Below are 22,098 nucleotides of genomic sequence, written 5' to 3' on the forward strand. Positions count from 1 at the left end.
TCACCCCGCCAACACCAGCTATCATGGCGCGCCCATCGCGCTCAGCTGCTATAGCCCGGCCAGCAAGCTGGCATTGCCCCCCGCAGCCGTCGTGTCGATGCAGACCACCCGCTCGGTCGCGAAACGCGCGACATAGTGCGGGCCGCCAGCCTTGGGGCCGGTGCCGCTCATTCCTTCGCCGCCGAAGGGCTGGCTCTCGACCACTGCGCCGATCTGGTTACGATTGACGTAGAAATTGCCAACAGTTGCCAGCCGTTCGACCGTGCGTCGGGTGGATTCAATGCGACTATGCAGCCCTAACGTCAGCCCATAACCGGTGGCGTTGATATCGGCCACGACCTGCTCCAGATCGCTGGCCTTGAACCGCACGACATGCAGCACCGGGCCGAAGTTTTCCCGCCGCAGATCGAGGATCGAAGGGATCTCGATAATCGTCGGCGCGACGAAACAGCCTGCTGCCGTGCTGCGGGGCATTTTCTGACGCCACACGGCCTGCCCGCCTTTCTTGCGGCGCGCCACGTGGCGTTCCAAAGCGGCCTTGGCATCGGGATCGATCACCGGCCCCACGTCTGTTGCAAGGCTTTCGGGGTTGCCGACCACCAGCGCCTCGAATGCGCCGCGGATCATCGCCAGCATTTCATCCGCCACATCTTCCTGGATGTAGAGCGTGCGGAGCGCACTGCATCGCTGGCCCGCGCTCTGGAATGCACTGGCGACTACGTCGCGGGTCACCTGTTCGGGCAAAGCCGAACTATCGACGATCATCGCATTCTGCCCGCCGGTTTCCGCGATAAAGGTCGCGATCGGACCTTCCCGCGAGGCAAGGCTGCGATTGATCGCCTGCGCCGTGTCGGTCGATCCGGTAAAGGCCACCCCGGCGAGCCGGGGATCGGACGTAATGAATTGCCCGACATCGCCTGCACCGGGCAGCAACTGAAACACCTGTTCGGGAATGCCAGCTTCATGGCACAGACGGATCGCAAGCGCCGCGATCAATGGGGTCTGTTCGGCAGGCTTGGCCACAACCGTGTTGCCCGCCGCAAGCGCGGCTGCCGCCGGGCCAATGAAAATAGCCAGCGGGAAATTCCACGGACTGATCGTCGCGAACACACCGCGCCCGTTCAGAGTGAGGCGATTTTCCTCCCCTGTCGGGCCGGGTAGCATGATCGGCGCGGAAAACTGGCGGCGCGCTTCAAAAGCATAATACCGCAGGAAATCGACCGCCTCACGCAGTTCGAGCACCGAATCGACCAGCGTTTTTCCTGCTTCGCGCTGGCACAGGCTGATGAATTCATCGGTATGCGCTTCGAATGCATCCGCGGCCGCCTCCAGCAAGACCGCCCGCCTCTCGCCTCCAAGCGCGTTCCAGCCGTGCTGCACTTCGGCCGCCAAACCGATGGCGACACGCACTTCGGCCTCGGTCGCATCGCGCCGCGTGCCGACTTCATGCGCCAGATCGTGCGGCGAGGTGATCGGCGCAACTTCGCCCGATTCCTGTGCCGGGAAAGTCGGGCCTGCATCCCAATGGCGCGAATCGAGCGCGGCCAGTCGTTTCAGCAATGGTTCGCAGACCAGCGGATCGGCCAGATCGATACCGGCGCTGTTGCGGCGACCGGGGAAAATGTCCGCGGGCAACGTTATCGATGGGTCGCGCTTCGGCTCCAGCTCAGCCAGTTCGGCCACGGGATCGGTTGCCAGTTCGATTGCTGGCACTTCGGCATCGGCCATCCGGTTCACGAAGCTGGAATTCGCGCCATTTTCCAGCAATCGCCGTACCAGGTAGGCCAGCAGATCCTTGTGCACCCCAACCGGGGCATAGACCCGCACCGGGGTCCGCGCGTTGCCTTCCAGCTTGCCCAGTTCGGCATAGACTTCCTCGCCCATGCCATGCAGCCGCTGAAATTCGAATTCGCGTCCTTTCGACAGCGCTTTAATCGCGCCAATCGTATAGGCATTATGGGTCGCGAACGCTGGGTAAATGGCATCGCTTGCCTCAAACAGCTTTGCCGCACACGCGAGATAGGAAACGTCAGTTGCGACTTTCCGCGTAAATACAGGGAAATCGTTGTAGCCGCCGACCTGGCTCAGCTTGATTTCAGTGTCCCAGTAGGCCCCTTTTACCAGCCGCACAAACAACCGCCGCCCATAGCGGCGCGCCAGCCGCACAGCCCAGTCGCAAACATGCACCCCGCGCTTCTGATAGGCCTGAACTGCCAGCCCGAAACCGGTCCATTCACTGCCATCGGGGCGACGGAACAGATCGTCGTCCGCAACCAGCTCTTCGATGATGTCGAGCGACAGTTCGAGCCGCTCTGCTTCCTCCGCGTCGATCGTAAAGTGGATATCCGCATCGCGCGCCTTGCCCGCCAATTCCCGCAACATCGGGACCAGCGCCTTGGTCGCCGCTGCTGCATGAAGAAAATCGTATCGCGGATAAACCGCTGACAACTTGACCGAAATACCGGGGGAACGAACCACCCCGCCCTGCGCCTCTTTCGCGAGACGTTCGATAGCGCGTTCGTATGCCTGCCGATATCGTGCGGCATCGTCGAACGTCATTGCCGCTTCGCCCAGCATGTCGAACGAATGGGTTTCGCCTTTCGCGCGGGCGGGTGCAGCGCGCTTAAGCGCCTCCTCGATAGTCCGGCCAAACACGAATTGACCGCCAAGGATTTTCATCGCCTGCAATGTCGCCTTGCGGATCACCGGTTCGCCCAATCGCCCGATGGTGCGTTTGAGCGTGGCCCCCATGCCTTTCTGGTGGAGTTCCGGTTTTTCCAGCACCTCTCCGGTCAGCATTAGCGAAAATGTTGCTGCGTTGACGAAGGTCGAACTCGATTCGCCCAGATGCTCACTCCAGTCGATGTCACCGATCTTGTCTCTGATCAGCGCATCTGCGGTGGCGCTATCCGGCACGCGCAGCAGCGCCTCGGCCAGACACATCAGCGCCACACCTTCTTCGGTGGCGAGCCCGTAAGTATGGAGAAAGGCGTCTATTCCGCTGGCATTATGCTCGCGCGCGCCTTCCACCAGCTTCACTGCAAGTTTAGCCGCTTCGCCATGAACAGCCTGAGCAGGCGCCGCCTGCCTCAGACGTTCGGCAACACAGGCCTCCTCTGTCTGGCGATATGCGTGGCGAATCTGGCTACGGTCGATTGGTTGTTTCATGGGGCCCCTGTAGGAAAATCGGCGCGCCCATGCACCCGGTTTCGTATGTAATCAAACCATGTGATCGAGCGCTGCGGCCACGGCGGCCTTTTGCGACTTGACCATGTGCAGCCCCAGCTTGGTGCGCCGCATCAGGACGTCTTCAGCGGTCCGCGCCCATTCGTGTCCCACGAGATAGCGCAATTCCACTTCGCTCAACCCTGCTCCGAATTCCCGGCCCAGCGACTCGACGCTGTCGCAGCCATCCAGCAACACTGAAATTCTTTCGCCATATGCGCGCGCCATCCGTTCGGATCGCATATCGCCCAACCACGGCCAGCGCGTTCGCACCCGAACAAGGAAGGCAGGAAAATTGTCGGCCGAAATATCCCCTCCAGGCAGCGGCGCACTTTCCGTCCATTTGCCGCCCGGCACTGCGATATGGCGCGAGAGGCGCGCCAGCGCATGTTCTGCCAGCTTGCGATATGTCGTGATCTTGCCGCCAAACACGCTGAGCAACGGCGCCGCACCATCGGGGGCATCGATCACGAACTTGTAATCGCGTGTAACGGTTGCGTTCTTTTCCGCGTGATCTTCGTACAGCGGGCGAATTCCGGCATATGTAAAAACCACCTGATCCGGCGTAACCGGCTGGCGAAAATACTCGCTGGCCGCACCACAGAGGTATTGAGTCTCCTCCTGCGAAATCGCCACACTATCCCGGTCACCGGTGAACAGCTTGTCAGTCGTACCGATCAAAGTGAATTCGCGTTCGTAGGGGATCGCAAATACAATCCGGCCATCGCGATTCTGGAAAATATAGGCGTGCTCGCCATCATAAATGCGCGGCACGGCTATGTGGCTGCCCTTCACCAGTCGCAAATGATCGACGGCACGGCCTTCTGTGGCGAGATCGGCAATATCGTCCACCCACGGACCGGCAGCGTTGGCGACAGCGCGCGCTTCGATCACTTCGATCCCTGCCTCGCTTTCCAGCGTGGCTCGCCAGCCATCTCCCGCGCGTTCCAACGCCACGCAGCGGGTGCGGGTGCGAATATCCGCGCCGCGTTCGCGCGCATCCATCGCCGTCAGCACCACCAGCCGGGCATCGTCCACCCAGCAATCCGAGTATTCGAAACCGTGGGTGAATTGAGGGCGAAGAATGCCGCCTAGCGGCGTGGCACACAGATCCACTGCCTTGCTACCCGGCAGACTGCGATTGCCACCGATATGATCGTACAGGAACAGGCCCAGCCGCAGCATCCATTTGGGCCGCAGTCCCGGCTCGTGCGGGAGAACGAAACGCAGGGGTTTGACCAGATGCGGCGCGATCCGCAGCATAACCTCGCGTTCCTGCAAAGCTTCCCGAACCAGACGGAATTCGTAGTTTTCGAGATAGCGCAGGCCGCCGTGGATCAGCTTGGTACTGGCGGACGACGTGTGAGCGGCCAGATCGTCCTTCTCCACCAGCGTCACGGACATGCCGCGCCCGGCTGCATCGCGGGCGATCCCCGCGCCGTTGATTCCACCGCCGATGACAAGCAAATCACGCATTTGCACCGCGCTAACCGGGGTAACCGCGCTTGGGAAGGGGTTGCATACACCGGCCCACAGCGCGAAAGTTGTCGGTATGGATGAGAGGACACCCGTTATCGTTGGCGTGGGTCAGGTCGAAAACCGGCCCGATGATCCCTTCGCCGGGCTCGATTCCGCCGGATTGATGGCCGCTGCGCTGAACGCCGCAGAGCGCGATGCAGGCGGCGGCGACTGGCTGACATCTGCGGATTCTCTGGCGATTGTCAGCCAGATATCGTTTCCCGATCTCAACCCCGTGGCCCCGCACGTCGCCGCAGAGATCGGCGCCACCCCTGCTCACCTGTTCGAGACAGCGACGCCCAGTGGGGACAGCCCCATGCTGTTGCTGAACGAAGCAGCCAATCGCATCGCCCGCGGCGAAGCACTGATCTGCGCGATCACGGGCGGCGAAGCGCTCCGCACAGCCGCCAGGCGTGCTGCCGTGCAAGAGAAACGTCACGACGCCTTGCGTACTGCAGCACACCGGCAGCGATTGGGATACGCGCAAAGTCATGGACTGGTCGTGCCGACCGACGTTTATCCGCTCTATGAAAATGCGCTGCGTGCTCATCTCGGCCAGACTCTTGCGGAAGGGCAGGCGGAAAGCGGCGCGCTGTGGGCTGGCATGTCGCAAGTGGCAGCGCGAACCCCATCGGCATGGCTGCACGATGCGAGAACCAGTGCAGAAATCATCACCCCCAGCCCCACCAATCGTCCGATTGCCTTTCCCTACACCAAACTGCAGGTCGCCAACGCCAGCGTGAATCAGGGGGCCGGGTTTATCGTCACCAGCCTGGCAGAAGCCCGGCGGCGCGGTGTGCCCGAAAGCCACGTGATCTATGTCGGGATGGGAGCCGCCGCGCACGAGCCGGGCGATATATTGGCCAGAGCGGATTACTATTCATCGCCCGGAATGGCAGCGGCAATTTCCCACGTACTGGCATTCAACCGGTTGACGGCGGACATGCTCGATCATGTCGAATTGTATTCCTGCTTCCCGTGCGTGCCCAAAATGGCGCGCCGTGTACTCGGCTGGCCGGACGATCGCGATATCACTGTGTTCGGCGGCCTGACCTTCGGTGGCGGCCCGATCGGCAATTACATGAGCCATCCGCTCGCCTGTATGGTGGAGCGCTTACGCAGCGGGGGCGGTACAGGGCTGTTGTTCGCCAACGGTGGATATGCCACGCATAACCACGCCATCGCTGTGTCCTCCGACCCTCTGCCATCGGCCCGGTTCCCGCAGGAATTTTCGGTGCAGGAACAGGCCGATGCCCGACGTGGACCGGTTCCGCCGGTAAATACCGATCATCGCGGCGCAGCGACCATCGAAACATATACCGTGTTATATGGCCGCGATGGCCAGCCGGAGCGCGGAACAATCGTCGCCCGCTCAGGCGATGGTGCACGAACACTGGCGACTGTCGCGAAGGACGATACAGACACCATCGCGTTTCTGACGGACGGCTCGCGCGAACCCGTCGGCACAGCCGGAACCATCGTGGACGGCCCTGCCGAGCTGGCGCGCTGGCAGTGCGATTAGGCACCCCGCCGCCTTGTCGCCCTGATGATCGAACCCAGTCAGATCGCCGTACTGAACTTGCGCGTCGAAGCGATCCTGTAAGGATCGAACACCGCGGCAATACTGCGTGCATAGGGCACTGCGTGGTCCGCGATGGTCAGCGTTCGCCCCTCGATCCGGGCCAGATCACGTGCCAGAAACGGTTCAAGCCGTTCGCGTGTGTCGGGATCTAGCAAGCCACCGACATCCGCTCTGCCGTGGCAAAGCAATGCGACAATCGCATCGCCGCGCCGCATATCGGCAGTCGAACGATGCACGCCCAGCGTGGCCGGGTGGCGGCCTTGCGATAACATCATGCGATAGCGGCCAGTGTTCTTTTCATTCTGCGCCAACAGACCGGGGAAACTACTGATCGCAGATGCTCCGATACCCAGAAGCACTTCGGATGCGTCGTCGGTGAAGCCCTGAAAGTTGCGGTGCAACCGCCCCTCCTCAGCAGCCCGCGCCAGCGGATCGCCCGGCAAGGCAAAGTGGTCGAAGCCAACTGCGCGATAGCCCGCGCCCGTGAGGAAAGCATAGCCACGTTCCGCCATGTGGAACCGCGGTTCCTGACCCGGCAACCGGCTGTCATCGATGCGCCGCTGGCGCGGCAGCATATGCGGGACGTGAGCATATCCGAACAACGCGATCCGGTCGGCATGATGCTGAACGGTCAGAGCGAGGCTTTCAGCCAGATCGTCCCATGTTTGCCCCGGCAGGCCATACATCAGATCGAAGTTGAGCGAAGTAATCCCTGCATCCCGCAGCAGCTCTACACTGCGGGAGATGGTTTCCTGCGGCTGCACCCGGCCAATCGCTTCCTGCAAATGCGGTGCAAAGGTCTGCACACCCAGGCTGGCGTGAGTGGCACCGATGTGGCGTAACGTATCGCCCCAGTCGTTTGTCAGCGAGCGGGGGTCGAGCTCGATGGACACCACCGGATCGGCCACCAGCGGCAAATGCTCGCGAAGCTGCGCGAACAGGTGTTCGAACTGAGCCGGTGCCAAGGCATTCGGGCTGCCACCGCCGAAGGCGATCCGCGCAATCCGCACATCAGCGGGCAACATAGTACCGACCAACGCGATTTCGGCGTGTAACGCTTCCATATAGCTCGCCAGCCGCTGCGCGCGGTTGGCGGCGGCGGTGTTGCAACCGCAGTACCAGCAAATCTTTTCGCAAAACGGGATATGCACATACAGCGAGATGTCGCCACGCGCATTGCCGATCGCTTCCGCTATATCGGCCGGACCAATGCCGGGTCGAAACTCCGCCGCGGTGGGGAAGCTGGTGTAGCGCGGGACCGGAGTCGCGAGCAGTTCGGGATAATGGGGCCAATACATGCTGCCCCGTTATGCGATTCGATCAGTCGTTACTTTGCGCTGGATCAAATTGCTTGCGCTTGCGCTCGCTCGAATGGCACCCCTTGGCGCAGCATGGCTGGGTCGTGGGCGGCAGTGGCTGGCCGTTCACCGGGATCGAAATCGTGCCGCCATTGCACAATTGCGCGATCAGCCCGCCGCTGGCCGCTTCCCCATCCGCCGGCGCCGGGCCGACGATGGCCGGGATCAACGCAACGATAGCAGTAATGGCAAGCTGACCGCTCATTTGATCTCGTCCCCATCGTCGTCGAACAGAATACGGGCTGCGGAACCATCCGGGTCGTCAAACTGACCATTCCGCAATGCCCAGAAAAAGGCACCCAGTCCGATTAGACCAAGAAACAGCGCAATCGGGATCAGGATCAGCAGCCCGTTCATCGCGCCGCCCTCGCCAGTCGCAGCGAGTTGCCGATCACCAGCAGCGAACTGCCCGACATGGCGACCGCAGCGATCAGTGGTGTAACCATCCCGGCCATCGCCAGCGGCACAGCAAAAACATTGTAGGTGATCGCCAGCGCAAAGTTCTGTTTGACCACCCGCATCGTTGCCCGTGCTGTCTTCACTGCGCGCGGGACAGCCAGCAGCGAATCCTGCACGAACACGAAATCGGCGGCCTGCAGCCCGACTTCGCTGGCCCCGCCCGGCGCCATAGAGACATCGGCCGCAGCCAGTGCAGGCCCGTCGTTCAGCCCGTCGCCCACCATCAGCACCGTATGTCCCGATGCCCGCTGGCGGCCGATCGCCTCCTGCTTGTCCTGCGGCGAAGCCTTCGCCTGTGCTGTCAGCGTCAGCTCGCGGGCCACCTCTGCGACAGCGGCGGCGTTGTCGCCCGACAGGATCGAACTGACCACGCCATCTTGCGACAGACGGTCGAGCGCGACGCGTGCATCGGGGCGCAACCGGTCTGCGAACGGAATCAATACCGCTGGCCGCGATCCGATCTGCAGTTCGACCGCACTGCCCCCCGCATCCTGCGGACGGCGCAGCGCCACCGGCTCACCTTCGAACGTGCCGAACACTCCTTCTCCCGGTCGTTCGGCAACCTGTTCAATCGTAACGGCGGATGCGCGCGATGCCAGAGCTCGCACAATGCCGCGCGACAACGGATGGCGGCTGTGGCTTGCAAGAGCATAGGCAATGTTGGCGGCATCGTCAGGCAAGCTGGCCATTACCGCCGGATCGGGCAGAGCCTGTCCGCACGTAAGCGTACCCGTCTTATCGAACAACGCACGATCGATCTTGGCCAGACGTTCGAATGCCGATCCGTCCTTCACCATCACACCCGCGCGCAGCAGCGATCCGCTGGCAACGACTTGCGCCACCGGCACCGCCAGCCCCAGAGCACAGGGGCACGTGATAATCAGCACGGCAACGCCATAGACCAGCGCATGATAGACCCCCGCACCGGCAATCAGCCAGCCGATCACCGTCAATGCGGCCAGCGAATGCACCGCCGGTGCATACAGGCGAGCGGCCCGGTCCGCGAGGCGGACGTATTTGCTGCGGTCCTGCGCGCTGGCTTCCATCAACCGGGCGATTTCCGCCAGTGTCGTATCCTGCCCGGTGCCTGTCACCACGACATCGACCGGACTGTCGAGATTGAGCGTACCGGCAAATACACCGTCGCCGCTGGCCGCTGCGACAGGCGCGCTTTCGCCAGTAAGGAGCGACTGGTCGAACCGACTACCCCCGGCGATAATGTCGCCATCGGCCGCCAGCCGCTCCCCAGCCGCGACGCGGATCGTCATCCCCACTTCGATCGCGTCAGCAGCCATCCATTGAGGCGTCCCATCCGCCCCGATTACCATTGCTCCCTGAGGTGCCTGCGCCAGCAGAGCATCGACCCCGCGCCGCGCCCGGTCGCGCATCATCGCGTCGAGCACCCGTCCTGCCAGCAGGAAAGTGAGCAACATCAAAGCGCCATCGAACCACGCATCGGCGCCGCCAACGACGGTTTCGTAAACGCTCAGCCCGGTAGCGATCACCACACCGATAGAAATCGGCACGTCCATATTGGTGCGCCGTTTGCGTAGCGCGCTCCATGCAGACGAGAAGAACGGACGCCCGGCGAAGGCAACCGCAGGCACGGCAATCGCCGCACTGATCCAGTGAAACAGCTCGCGTGTGCTGCCTTCCGCGCCAGACCATACGCTGACCGACAGCAGCATCACGTTCATCGCCGCAAATGCCGCCACCGCCAGCGGCGCCAGCAGCGGTTTTACTGCCGATGGGTTGCGTTCGAATTCGTTATGGCGTGGCTGCGCTTCGAATCCGATATTCTCCAGTGCGCCGACAAGATCGCGGTCGCTCATCTTTCGGTCATGATCGACCGTAACCATCCGCGCCGAGAGATTTACCCGTGCCGAAGCGATCCCCGGAACATCGGCCAGACCGCGCTCGATCTTGCTCATGCATCCTGCACAATGCATCCCCGGCACGGCAAGCACCGTGCGTTCGCAAGTCTGCGGAGCGATCTGGCGATGCACGTTCATTGCAGCGCGATTTCCTCGCGCCACATATCACCGCCCTGTTCAACCTTGAGACGCAGCGTCCAACGCCCTGCAGGCAGAGCTTCACGCGACAGGAAGTGGCCGTCACTGGCGAGATCGAATGCCACCATCCGGTCAGCTTCGCGGCCCAGGGGGTGCCATGCCTCCGCAGTTACGATTGCGCCATCGCCCGGACCAGCCAGCGTTATTTCCAGCCGCCCGTCTTCCCGACGTACGACATCGGCGGACCATCCCAGCGCCTTCTCCTTCGCCGCTTCGTCCAGCCAGCGATTGAAATGCTGGCTGGCGACATAGGAGTTTTCGACGGTGACCCCGCCGAACGTAGATAGTGCGAAACGGGCCATCAGCACGTTCACTCCAACCACGACTCCGAAAAAAACCACAAGGATCGCGAAGATGTGCCAGCCGGTGAACTGGCCGCGCACACGTTCCTGTTTCTGCTGTGTCATTCGGAGTCTCCCGGCGCGGTAAAGCGTGCCTCTGCCTGATCGGTTTCCTTTTGCGGATCGAGCGATGTGACGCCGAAATGGAAATCCTGCGCCTTCGTATCGGGCGGAGCGATCACGTAGACGCGCAGCGCCTTCGTTTCATCCGGCGGAACGTCGATGACAAGTTTCCGTTTGGCATCGGCATAATCCATTGTGCCGGTCCACATTTTCGCACCAGCCAGCCCGTCGATCTCGACTTCCATCTTGCGCGGACGGCTTTCCATATTCCGCAGCTTCACTGTGTACGAGTTGCGAAGCGCCCCGTCACTCATCAGCATATATGGAGGGTTCCGGTCGGGCGCAGCGGAAATAGAAGTATGGCTGCGCGTGCCGAGCAGGAACAACATGCCTAGCCCGATTGCCGCCCAGATGCCGAAGTAGATCACCGTGCGCGGATGAAGCAGCGTTTTCCAGGCAGGGCGCGGCGTCTCGCCGGCAGCTTCGCGCTTGCAGTCTTCCAGCGTCGCATAATCGATCAGGCCGCGCGGTCGGCCGATATCCTTCATCACTTTGTCGCACGCGTCGATACACAGCGCGCAGGTGATACAGCCAATCTGCGGCCCTTCGCGAATGTCGATTCCGGTCGGGCATACCTGCACACATTGCGTACAATCGATGCAGTCCCCGAACTCACCGGGGTTTTTAGCCGCTTTCTTCACACTGCCACGCGGTTCGCCGCGCCAGTCCTTGTACGTGACGATGAGCGATTTTTCGTCGAGCATCGCCGTCTGGATACGCGGCCAGGGGCACATATAAATGCACACCTGTTCGCGCATGAAACCGCCCAACACGAATGTCGTCGCGGTAAGGATGGCGACAGTGACATACGCCACCGGAGCAGCCTGGCCGGTCCAGAAATCATGTGTCAGCGTCGGTGCATCGGCAAAATACATGATCCATGCGCCGCCGGTCCAGAATGCGATGGCGAGATAGATCGTCCATTTGAATCCGCGGCGCAAAACCTTGCCCCACGTCCACGGTGCGGCATCGAGCCGCATCCGGGCATTGCGATCGCCATCGACGAACCTGTCGATATGCTGGAACAGATCGGTCCACACGGTTTGCGGGCAGGCATAGCCACACCACGCGCGGCCCACGGCACTGGTGACCAGGAACAGCCCGATCCCCGCCATAATCAGCAGGCCTGCGACGAAATAGAATTCCTGCGGCCAGATTTCGATGCCGAACATATAGAAGCGACGATTGGCCAGATCGATCAAGACCGCCTGGTTCGGCGCATAAGGTCCACGATCCCACCGTATCCACGGTGTGATGTAATAGATGCCCAGCGTGACGAGCATCACGAACCATTTGAAACGACGGAAAGGCCCATCGATCCGCTTATTGTGGACCGCCCGTCGTTTCTCATAGAGCTTTACCGGCGCAGGTTCGCGCGGCGGGTCGTGCCGCTTCGTGAAGTCCGAAGGCTTCGCTGAAGCGGCGCTTACCGGTTGTTCGACCGTGTCGGTGCTATTGTTGGGGCTGTCCATCGTCCTGCTTCACTGGTTCAGGGGTTGTGGTCTGTGCGATTTTCTCCCCGCCCCCCAGCGAGTAGACGTATGCGGCCAGCATCTTGATCGTTACCGGATCGAGGCGACCACCCCAATGCGGCATCTGACCCATACGTGGATTCAGGATCTGCTTTTCAATGTCGGCTTTAGTGCCGCCATAGAGCCAGATCGCATCGGCCAGACGCGGCGCGCCCACAGTGCGGTCACCCTGCCCCTTGTCGCCGTGACAGACGACGCAGTTATCGGCGTAGATCTGTGCACCCTGTGCGTTGGGCTTCGCCTTGCCGCTCAGCGACAGGACATGGGTGGCCAGTGCATCGAGCTGTTGCGGTTCGAACACCCCGGCGAAGGGTGGCATCGCGCTCTGACGCAGGTCATCGTCATTCGCCTGACGGATGCCGTGAGTGATCGTGTATTCGATCGTCTTGATGTCACCGCCCCACAGCCAGTCGTCGTCGTTCAGGTTGGGATATCCAAGAGTCTGGCTGCCCGCTGCGCCCGAACCGTGACACTGTACGCAATTGACCTTGAAAGCCGCCGCACCGCCCGCGACGGCCTGCGCCATCAGGTCGGGCTGCTCAGGCAGCTTGACGATATCGACGGCAGCGATCTTGGCACGCACTGTGCTACGCGCGGCATCTGCCTCTTTCATTTCCTCCGCCAGTTGCCCGCGGCTCGACCAGCCAAGGGTGCCCTCGGTCGCCTTGTGAACCATCGGAATTGCCGGATAGACGATCATATAACCGATCGCGAAAGCGATACAGCCATAGAAGGACCACAACCACCAGCGCGGCAGCGGCGTGTTGAGCTCTTCGATCCCGTCCCATTCGTGGCCAACGGTTTCGGTCTGTGTGGCTTCGTCGATACGCTTATTCGCCATCGGTCTCGTCCTTGAAGATGAGGTTGGCCGCTTCGTCGTTGCTATGCTTGGCACCGGGCCGGAACGGCCAGGCACACAGGAAAGCAAACACGAAGAACATCGCTATCAGGCCCCAGCTATCCGCCAGATGCCGCAGCGCTTCATAGGTGGAGTGCGGGTTCATCGGCCCTTCTCCTTCGCCAGTTCTTCCTGTGCCGCCGGTGCGTTGACGTCGACCAGCGTGCCCAGCACCTGAAGATAGGCAATCAGCGCATCCATTTCGGTCACCCGGTCAGGATTGCCGTCGAAATCGCGGATCTGCGCCTTGGGATACCGCTTCTCCAGATCGCCGGCATCGGCGTTCGGATCGGCCTGCGCCATCAGATCGGCATCGGCCTTTTCGATATCCGCCTTGGTATAGGGAACACCGACCCGGTTGAGAGCCGTCAGGTTGGCTTTCATATCCGCAACGTGGAGGTCCGTATCCGCAAGGAAGCCATACTTCGGCATAACCGAGTCTGGCACCACCGCTTCGGGGTTGGTCAGGTGCTGTACGTGCCACGCATCCGAATAACGCCCGCCGACACGCGCCAGATCGGGCCCGGTACGCTTGGAACCCCACTGGAACGGGTGATCGTACATCGATTCCGCTGCCAGAGAGTAATGGCCATAGCGTTCCTGCTCGTCGCGGAACGGGCGGATCATCTGGCTGTGGCAGACATAGCAGCCTTCGCGCACATAGATGTCCCGACCGGCCTGCTCCAGCGGAGTGTAGGGCCGCATACCGTCCACTTTCTCGATCGTGTTATCGATCCAGAACAGAGGCGCGATTTCCACGATGCCGCCGATGGTTACCGTAATGAATGCCAAGCCGGCCAGAACCGTGACGTTACGTTCAATCTTCTTATGAGTACTAATAATGCTCATGGCTCAGGCCTCCTGCGCCGCAAGTGCGGGTGCGGAAACGATCGGGCGGTCGAGTTCGGCGTCGTAAGGCGCGTTCGTCATCGGAGCTTCCTCACGCTGCCTGCCCTTGATCGTCATCCAGACGTTGATGACCATCAGCACCGCGCCGGAGAGGTAGAGCACGCCACCGATTGCACGCAGGGCATACATCGGGTGCAGCGCAGCCACCGTTTCCACGAAGGAGTTCACGAGATAGCCGTCCGGCCCGTATTCGCGCCACATCAGGCCCTGAGTGATACCAGCCACCCACATCGAACCAGCGTAGAACACGATACCGGCAGTCGCGAGCCAGAAGTGCCAGTTGACCATCCGCAGACTGAAGAGGCGTTCCCGCTTCCACAGGCGCGGCGTCAGGAAGTAAACCGCTGCGAAGCTGATCATCCCGTTCCAGCCCAGAGCACCCGAGTGCACGTGGCCAATGGTCCAGTCGGTATAGTGGCTCAGGCTGTTGACGCTCTTGATGCTCATCATCGGGCCTTCGAACGTGCTCATGCCGTAGAATGCCACGCTCATCACCAGCATACGAATGATCGGATCGGTGCGGACTTTGTCCCATGCGCCGTTCAGCGTCATCAGGCCGTTGATCATGCCACCCCAGCTCGGCATCCACAGCATCACCGAGAACACCATGCCCAGCGTCTGCGCCCAGTCGGGCAGCGCGGTATAGTGAAGGTGGTGCGGACCGGCCCAGATGTAGAGGAAGATCAGTGCCCAGAAGTGAATGATCGACAGGCGATAGCTGTAGATCGGGCGCCCGGCCTGCTTCGGCACGAAGTAATACATCATCGCCAGGAAGCCGGCAGTGAGGAAGAAGCCGACTGCGTTGTGGCCATACCACCACTGCACCAGCGCGCCCTGCACACCGGCAAACAGCGGATAGCTCTTCGAGCCGAGAACACTGACCGGAAGGTCGATATTGTTGACCACGTGGAGCATCGCCACGGTCAGGATGAAAGCGAGGTAGAACCAGTTGGCCACATAGATATGCGGCTCTTTACGCTTCACGATCGTGCCGACGAACACCACCAGGTAAGCAACCCAGACAGCCGTCAGCCACCAGTCGACATACCATTCAGGCTCGGCATATTCCTTGCTCTGCGTAATGCCCAGCAGATAGCCGGTCGCGGCGAGCACGATGAAAAGCTGATAACCCCAGAATACGAACCGCGCGAGCTTGGGGAACGCCAGTTGGGCGCGGCAGGTACGCTGCACCACGTAAAAGCTCGTCGCGATCAGGATATTGCCGCCAAACGCAAAAATCACCGCACTGGTGTGCAGCGGACGGAGGCGCCCGAAATTGAGATATGGTTCGAGATTAAGCTGCGGGAAGGTCAGTTGCAGCGCAATCACCACCCCCACGAGGAACCCGGCCATGCCCCAGAAAACGGTGGCGATAACGCCCCACCGCACTGGTGCATCGTCGTACACCTCCGGCCCATCCGGCAGCTTGAACATGCCAGTCTTTGTGGCCAGCGGATCGTGCGCGCGCGCAGTCGCGACCAGCGCGATGAACGCTGCGATCCCAACTATCGCCATCTGGATGGCGAATCCACCGTCTTGCGCCCCGGCGATCGCCATGATCGCCAACAATAGGATCGCGAACCAAAGTCCGATCCTTCCGAGTGTAGCTTGCATCGTTCGGGTTCCTCCTGCGCTCGCGCCCTAATCGCCTTCGCGCACCGATTGATTGATTTGGGTCAATTAGACTGAAAAAGTCATGCATGCGGGCCAGTCGGGCCCGCACGTTGCAACAGTGCCTCGGGGTCCAGCACACGCACGCCCGATCGCCCCCCGGTCTCGATCAGGCCTGCATCACGAAGTTCGCCAAACTGGCGGCTAACCGTTTCAATGGTCAACCCCAGACTATCGGCAATATCGCCGCGCGACATAGGTAGCTCTATCAGCACCTCATTATCGCTGGCAACGCCAATTCGCCCCGCCATCTGCATTAACAGTCTGGCAACCCGTTCCTGAGCCGTTTTGCGGCCCAGCCCCACCGAATCGTTACGACATTCAGCCAATGCGGCATCGGTCCGACGGTGAAGTTCGACCAGCAATTTCGATTCTTCGTTCACCGCCTGCAGAAACCGGCGGGTCGGGAACGATAATATCTGCGAGGGGGTGAGCGCGATCAGACCATATTCGTGCTCCGCCCGTGCAGGCACCGAAACAAGATCCCCCGCAAAGTGAAACGACAAAACCTGCGCCCGATCAAGCGCGGCCCATGCAACAAGTTTGCACGCGCCCTCCGCAAGGAAAACGAGGGAATCTTCGTCGGAAAAAATCGTCGCGCTTTCGCCTTTGCCAATTTCAACCGCTTTTCCCAGCGACATTATCTGGGCCTGCACATCCCACGCGAATCCGCGCGTACCGAACGCTTCTTCGAATCGCACGAAGCATTGCGCGGTAATCGCGTCGATTTCCGGTTCACCGGAAGACAGGATGTCAGGTCGATTCATGCTGTGAAATGCAGATATGACTGTTGTCGATAGATCAGGGAACTGATCGAAACTTCCCCGACGTTCATTGACATAGGTCAACTACAACTCTGTCGGATGGGGCCATTGGGCCTCCAACGCAGCAACAATCCTTGGCCGCACGGGGTGGCCACTGCTGTGTAGGACAGTGAATATGAAAGCCTATTTTGCAGCCGCCGGTGTCGCCGTGGCGGCACTCGCCAGCCAGCCCGCCGCCGCCGCAGATGGCGGCAAGATTCAGGTCAAGGTAATGGCCACTGCCGTTCTCCCCGACGGCAAGATCGACAAGGTTGAAAGCATGGACCCGGCCATCGCTACTGCGCTGACCGGTGTGACATTCGACACCACCGCCAACGACAATGTGGTTCCCACGATTGCCGCGGAATATTTCATCAACGATGCCATTTCGGTTGAAACGATCTGCTGCCTTACCAGCCACCATGTGAACGGCACGGGTGACCTCGACGGTGCCCGTCTGGTCGATCACGTGATGATCCTGCCGGCCACGATCACACTCAAGTATCACCTCGATGCCGGCCCGGTTAAGCCTTATGTCGGCGTTGGCCCGACAGTGTTCTTCGTAATCGATGAACGGCCGGGCCCGGATGCCACCGCAGCTCTCGGTGCGACACGGGTAAAAATGTCGAATTCGTTCGGCGTTGCGCTTCAGGGCGGCTTTGACATTCCGGTCAACGACAAGGGAATGATCATCAGTCTCGACGCGAAGAAGTACTTCGTGAAGCCGACCGCCAGCTTCTACGATGCGAACGACACACTGCTGCTGAAAACCAAGCACCAGCTCGATCCGTGGGTACTGAGCGCAGGCGTCGGCTTCCGCTTCTGACCCGACCGGATCGTTATCGATCCAGGCTTATTCGCTCGCCGTCATCCGGTTCTCAATGCACTATGGGGTGTAAGAGAGCCGGAGGGCGGCGACGAATTTTATCTGCGGTTCACCGCCCCCTTCCGCTTGTCCGCTTGATCGTGTGGCGCATTTCTTACTCGAAGGCGTCGCTGCCGAGCACCTGATAGAGTGTGATGCGGTTGAGAATGGACGCCAGTTCCATCGACACCTCTGCCCGCTGAGCGGTGTAGAGACTACGCTGCGCCACCAGACTGTCCAGAAAACTGGCGACCCCGTTGGTATAACGCGCCTCTGCCAAAGTCGCTGTCGTCGAAGCGGCAGCCGCATTGGCCCGATTGGCGCGCAACCGTTCGGCCAGTGTGCCCTGCACTGCCAGTGCATCGGATACTTCGCGAAACGCAGTCTGAATGGCCTTCTCGTAAGTCGCCAGCGCAGCATCGCGCTGCGCTTCGCTGACAGCAACATTGGCGCGGCGACCGCCCGCGTCGAAGATCGACAGGCTGGCATCCGCCCCGGCAGTGGCGCGGAACGCACCGCCAGTGAACAGATCGACCAGCGCCGTGCTCGCCAGCCCGACAAGGCCGGTCAGCGAAATCGACGGAAACAGCTTCGCCCGCGCTACACCGATATCGGCATTGGCAGCGCGCAGATCGTATTCCGCGGCGATCACATCGGGGCGGCGCAGCAGCGCCTGCGAACTCAACCCTGCCGGAAGAGTGGCGAAACTGCCGTCGATTTCCTCCAGCCCGCCGGGCAATAGAGCCGGATCGACATCTGCGCCGACCAGCAAGCGCAGCAAATTTTCATCCTGGGCCAGTGCGGTTTTCTGAGCGGCGATACTGTCCTGCGCGGTGGCGAGGATCTGTTCTGCCTGTGACAGATCGCTGCGCGGTGCGACCCCGCCTTCGAATCGGGCGCGAGTCAGGCGCACGCTTTCCGATGCGTTTTTCGCTGTCGCTTCTGCCAGCGCGAGCAAGTCGCGGTCGGCGGCATAAGTAGCCCATGCCATAGCGACATTGGCGACAATACCCAGCCGCACAGTTCGCGCTGCCGCTTCGGTCGCCAGCGCGCGATCGCGTTGCGCCGCGGTGGCATTCGACAGCTTGCCGAACAGATCGACTTCGTAACTGGCGATGCCGCCTTGCAGCGAATAGAGTTCGGACCAGTCGCCATCGGTCCCTTGCGCGGTGCCAGTAGCCGAAGCGGTCGCGCCAATGGCCGGAAACTGCGCCGAACGCACAGCGCGCACTTGTGCCCGCGCCGCTGCCAGACTGGCCGCAGCAATGCGGATATCGCGGTTATTGGCAAGCGCCTGCGCGATAACCTGCTGCAACCGCCGATCGCGAAATACCTCGGTATGCGAAACCTGCGGCAAGCCCGCTTCGCTCTGCGCCAGATAGGCGTCGCCCACTGGCCACGATTGCGGCACAGGCGGCGGCGGTAAAGCGGTTTGCGGCGCGAGCGAACAGGCAGTGAGCGACATGGCCAGTCCGCCTGCGATTACACGACGCGCGATCATGACGATGCCCCCGCTTCATCGTCAGACCCGTTCACCGGCCCAGCGGATTGTTCGTCTTCCTCCCGCCAGTGGCGCACTTTGTCGTTCAGAGCCTTCAGCGAATCCCGCGTGCCACGACGCACCAGCACGAAGAACAGCGGGATGTAGAAAATCGCCAGCAATGTCGCCGCCAGCATCCCGCCGATTACCGATGTGCCGATGGCGATCTGGCTATTGGCGCCCGGCCCGCTCGCCAACGCCAGCGGCAGGACGCCGAACACGAATGCAAAGCTGGTCATCAGGATCGGGCGAAGGCGGATACGCGCCGCCTCCAGCGCCGCATCGATAACACGTGCACCCTTCTTCTCCTCCTGCTCAGCGAATTCGATCATCAGAATGGCGTTCTTGGCAGTCAGCCCCATCGTCGTCAGCAAGCCGATCTGGAGATAGACATCGTTTTCCAGCCCACGCATCGTCGTGGCGATAATCGCGCCGAGCAAGCCGACCGGGATCACCAGCAGCACCGCCACGGGGATCGACCAGCTTTCGTACAGTGCGGCCAGGCACAGGAACACGACCAGCAGCGACAGAGCATAGAGCAGCGGTGCCTGACTGGAAGCATTGCGCTCTTCATAGGACGAACCCGACCATGCCACACTCGTGCCGGGATATTTCGCCGCCAGCGCGACCATTGTATCCATCGCTTCACCCGAACTGACGCCCGGCGCGGCCTGCCCGGAAAACTCCGCAGTCGGCACACCGTTGAACCGCGAAGAGCTGGATGGCGTGGTCGCCCAGCCGATGTCGGCAAAGGCTGTGAACGGCACCATCTGGCCCGATTTGCCGCGCACATACCATTGCGACAGATCGCTCGGATCGGATCGAAACGGCGCATCGCCCTGGACATAGACCCGCTTCACGCGTCCTTTATCGAGGAAGTCGTTGACGTAGCGCCCACCCCATGCCGCCGCCAGAGTGGCATTCACATCCGATTGCGTCAGGCCATAGGCCGCCAGTCGCGCGGGATCGATATCGACTTTCAGCGTCGCGACATCCGACAGGTCGCTCAACCGCACCGACTCCAGCTTAGGATTGGCATTGGCATCCGCCAGCAACCGGTCGCGCGCGTCGGCGAACTGAGCGGAGGACAAGCTGCCGCTGTTCAGCAACTGCATCGAGAACCCGGCAGACGAGCCTAGCCCGCGGATCGCGCCGGGCACCAGTGTGAACACGCGCGCATCGCGAAAACTGCGGAGCGCGGCATTGGTCCGGTCGGCAATCGCCTGCGCCGAACCTTCGGCGCCGGGGCGGTCGTCCCAGTTCACCAGCTTGGCAAAGCCCAGTCCGGTATTCTGGCCGCCACCTCCCCGCGAAGAACCGGCCAGCACGAACAGCACCTTGATGCGCTCGCCTTCGTTCTTGAGCAGGTAGTTCTGGATTTCCTGCGCCACCTCTTCGGTCCGTGCCATCGTTGTGCCCGAAGGAAGCTGGTATTGCAGGAAAACATCGCCCTGATCTTCGTTCGGCAGGAACCCGGTGGGCAAGCGGAAGAACAGCACCGCCAGCGCAGCAACCAGCGCGACATAGATGCCCAGAAACAGCCACTTGCGTTCGACCACAGTGCCAATCGCATCGCGATAGCGCGTGGACATGCGATGGAAGCCCGAATTGAAGCCGTCCTTCGCCCGGTCCATCGCGTGGACCATGCCCGGATGATGCCGCTCCAGCCAGCTTTCCCCCTCGCCCGCCGCGCGCTTTCGCTTCAGCAAAGTGGAAGTAAGCGCCGGGCTGAGCACCAGCGCGACCAGCACCGAGAGGACCATCGCCGCAATGATAGTCAGCGCGAACTGGCGATAGATCACGCCGGTCGACCCACCGAAAAACGCCATCGGCAGGAACACAGCGGACAGCACCAGTGCAATCGCCACCAGTGCGACCTGAATTTCCTTCATCGATTCGATGGTCGCTTCACGCGGAGTCATATCCGGGTTTTCTTCCAGCAGACGCTCGACGTTTTCGACCACGACAATCGCATCGTCCACCAGCAGACCGATTGCGAGTACCAGACCGAACAGGGTCATCGTGTTCACGGAAAAACCGATCAGCGCGAACACCCCGAATGTGCCCAGCAAGACCACCGGCACCGCAATGGCCGGGATCAGCGTGGCCCGCCAGCTTTGCAAGAACACGAACATCACGATCACGACCAGCACGATCGCTTCGAGCAGGGTTTTCTGCACTTCGCTGACCGACAGCTTGATAAAATCGGTCGAATCGTTGGCGTATCCGATCACCAGCCCTTCGGGCAGGTTCTTCTCCAGATTAGAGATCAGCGCCTTGACCCGTTCGGCTGTCTGCAACGCGTCCGCACCGGGGGACAGCGAAATCGCGATGCCCGCGCCGGGGTGGCCGTTGATCCGGCGGATCGTGCCATAACTTTCCGAACCGACTTCGACCCGCGCCACATCGCCCAGCCGCACACTCGATCCATCGGCCGTGGTCTTGAGCGTGATCGCCCGGAACTGTTCAGGCGTCTGCAGTTTGGAAAGCGCGGTCACCGTCGCGTCGAGCATCTGCTCTTTCAAGGTCGGCAAACCGCCGATTTCACCTGCCGGAATTTCAGTGTTCTGCGCCTGAATCGCACTGATGACATCGCCCGGCATCAGGCCGACCGCCGCCAGTTTGCGCGGATCGAGCCAGATCCGCATGGCGTGCGGGGCGCCGAACACATTGACATCGCCCACGCCGGACACACGCGAAATCGGGTCCTGCAAATTGGAACTGAGATAATCCGCGACAGCATCGCCCGAACGGGTATCTGTCTCGTCGTAAACCGCGATGGTCAGCAGCCGGTCGGGGTTCGATTTGGTGACCCGCAACCCTTGCGTCTGCACCTGCTGCGGCAAGCGAGCCAGCGCCGACTGCACTTTGTTCTGGACCTGCACTTGCGCGATATCGGGATCGACATCCTTCGAGAAGGTCGCGCTGATCGATGCATTGCCCTGCGATGTCGATTGCGAACTGAAATAGAGCAAACCATCCAGCCCGGTCAGTTGCTGTTCGATCACCTGCGTGACGCTGTTCTCGACCGTTTCCGCCGATGCGCCGGGATAGCTGGCGCGAATATTCACGTTCGTCGGCGCGATATCGGGATATTGCTCTGTCGGCAGAGTCAGCAATGCCGCCAGCCCGCCCAGCATCACGATAATCGCCAGTACCCATGCGAAAATCGGGCGTTCGATGAATATGCGTGACATCGACC

Annotated in this window: 17 protein-coding genes; 2 read left to right on the forward strand and 15 right to left on the reverse strand. The window is 61.3% G+C overall.

From position 1 onward, the window contains the following. Positions 1-48: 48 nt before the first annotated feature. Complete coding sequence (gene putA / locus CV013_RS02045) at positions 49-3,168, reverse strand: bifunctional proline dehydrogenase/L-glutamate gamma-semialdehyde dehydrogenase PutA (protein WP_102153620.1); 3,120 nt, start codon at positions 3,166-3,168, stop codon at positions 49-51. A gap of 51 nt (positions 3,169-3,219) precedes the next feature. After that, positions 3,220-4,701, reverse strand: a complete 1,482-nt coding sequence (glpD, locus tag CV013_RS02050) for a glycerol-3-phosphate dehydrogenase (protein WP_102153621.1) — start codon at positions 4,699-4,701, stop codon at positions 3,220-3,222. Between glpD and CV013_RS02055 the strand changes: the two genes are divergently transcribed. After that, positions 4,682-6,265, forward strand: a complete 1,584-nt coding sequence (locus tag CV013_RS02055) for an acetyl-CoA acetyltransferase (protein ID WP_223805346.1) — start codon at positions 4,682-4,684, stop codon at positions 6,263-6,265. The two genes, glpD and CV013_RS02055, sit on opposite strands and share 20 nt — an antisense overlap. A 38-nt stretch (positions 6,266-6,303) precedes the next feature. On the opposite strand, the gene hemN is transcribed toward CV013_RS02055, so the two are convergent. The 11 genes from hemN to CV013_RS02110 form a co-directional block, all read right to left on the reverse strand. Next, positions 6,304-7,623 (reverse strand): oxygen-independent coproporphyrinogen III oxidase, encoded by a 1,320-nt coding sequence (gene hemN / locus CV013_RS02060; RefSeq protein WP_102153623.1) that lies wholly within the window; start codon positions 7,621-7,623, stop codon positions 6,304-6,306. A gap of 22 nt (positions 7,624-7,645) precedes the next feature. Continuing rightward, a complete protein-coding gene (locus tag CV013_RS02065) occupies positions 7,646-7,888 on the reverse strand; it encodes a hypothetical protein (protein WP_102153624.1) in 243 nt (80 codons plus the stop codon). Then, on the reverse strand, positions 7,885-8,040 hold the full coding sequence (gene ccoS / locus CV013_RS02070; protein WP_102153625.1) for a cbb3-type cytochrome oxidase assembly protein CcoS: 156 nt from the start codon (positions 8,038-8,040) through the stop codon (positions 7,885-7,887). Before ccoS ends, CV013_RS02065 begins: the two co-directional genes overlap by 4 nt. Continuing rightward, positions 8,037-10,154: a heavy metal translocating P-type ATPase gene (locus CV013_RS02075; RefSeq protein ID WP_102153626.1), complete on the reverse strand. Its 2,118-nt coding sequence runs from the start codon at positions 10,152-10,154 to the stop codon at positions 8,037-8,039. The genes ccoS and CV013_RS02075 overlap by 4 nt, the downstream gene beginning before the upstream one ends. Beyond that, positions 10,151-10,621, reverse strand: a complete 471-nt coding sequence (locus CV013_RS02080; protein ID WP_102153627.1) for a FixH family protein — start codon at positions 10,619-10,621, stop codon at positions 10,151-10,153. Before CV013_RS02080 ends, CV013_RS02075 begins: the two co-directional genes overlap by 4 nt. Next, on the reverse strand, positions 10,618-12,150 hold the full coding sequence (gene ccoG, locus CV013_RS02085) for a cytochrome c oxidase accessory protein CcoG (protein WP_102153628.1): 1,533 nt from the start codon (positions 12,148-12,150) through the stop codon (positions 10,618-10,620). The genes CV013_RS02080 and ccoG overlap by 4 nt, the downstream gene beginning before the upstream one ends. Then, positions 12,131-13,051, reverse strand: coding sequence for a cytochrome-c oxidase, cbb3-type subunit III (gene ccoP, locus CV013_RS02090; RefSeq protein WP_102153629.1), 921 nt, complete (start codon positions 13,049-13,051; stop codon positions 12,131-12,133). Before ccoP ends, ccoG begins: the two co-directional genes overlap by 20 nt. Then, on the reverse strand, positions 13,041-13,214 hold the full coding sequence (locus CV013_RS02095; protein ID WP_102153630.1) for a cbb3-type cytochrome c oxidase subunit 3: 174 nt from the start codon (positions 13,212-13,214) through the stop codon (positions 13,041-13,043). The genes ccoP and CV013_RS02095 overlap by 11 nt, the downstream gene beginning before the upstream one ends. After that, positions 13,211-13,957, reverse strand: a complete 747-nt coding sequence (ccoO, locus tag CV013_RS02100) for a cytochrome-c oxidase, cbb3-type subunit II (RefSeq protein ID WP_102153631.1) — start codon at positions 13,955-13,957, stop codon at positions 13,211-13,213. Before ccoO ends, CV013_RS02095 begins: the two co-directional genes overlap by 4 nt. Positions 13,958-13,960: 3 nt before the next feature. Continuing rightward, positions 13,961-15,631 (reverse strand): cytochrome-c oxidase, cbb3-type subunit I, encoded by a 1,671-nt coding sequence (ccoN, locus tag CV013_RS02105; protein WP_102153632.1) that lies wholly within the window; start codon positions 15,629-15,631, stop codon positions 13,961-13,963. Positions 15,632-15,711: 80 nt separating this feature from the next. Beyond that, complete coding sequence (locus CV013_RS02110; protein WP_102153633.1) at positions 15,712-16,455, reverse strand: Crp/Fnr family transcriptional regulator; 744 nt, start codon at positions 16,453-16,455, stop codon at positions 15,712-15,714. Positions 16,456-16,627: 172 nt separating this feature from the next. Here CV013_RS02110 and CV013_RS02115 point away from each other — a divergent pair, with 172 nt between their 5' ends. Continuing rightward, on the forward strand, positions 16,628-17,317 hold the full coding sequence (locus CV013_RS02115) for an OmpW/AlkL family protein (RefSeq protein ID WP_102153634.1): 690 nt from the start codon (positions 16,628-16,630) through the stop codon (positions 17,315-17,317). Between the two features lie 154 nt (positions 17,318-17,471). On the opposite strand, the gene CV013_RS02120 is transcribed toward CV013_RS02115, so the two are convergent. Both CV013_RS02120 and CV013_RS02125 read right to left on the reverse strand, forming a co-directional pair. Next, the gene (locus CV013_RS02120; RefSeq protein WP_102153635.1) at positions 17,472-18,857 is read right to left on the reverse strand and encodes an efflux transporter outer membrane subunit; all 1,386 of its coding nucleotides are present in this window, start codon (positions 18,855-18,857) and stop codon (positions 17,472-17,474) included. Next, positions 18,854-22,093, reverse strand: a complete 3,240-nt coding sequence (locus CV013_RS02125; RefSeq protein WP_102153636.1) for an efflux RND transporter permease subunit — start codon at positions 22,091-22,093, stop codon at positions 18,854-18,856. Before CV013_RS02125 ends, CV013_RS02120 begins: the two co-directional genes overlap by 4 nt. Positions 22,094-22,098: the final 5 nt, after the last annotated feature.

Source organism: Tsuneonella flava, from assembly GCF_002870965.1.
GTDB classification, from domain to species: Bacteria; Pseudomonadota; Alphaproteobacteria; order Sphingomonadales; family Sphingomonadaceae; genus Tsuneonella; species Tsuneonella flava.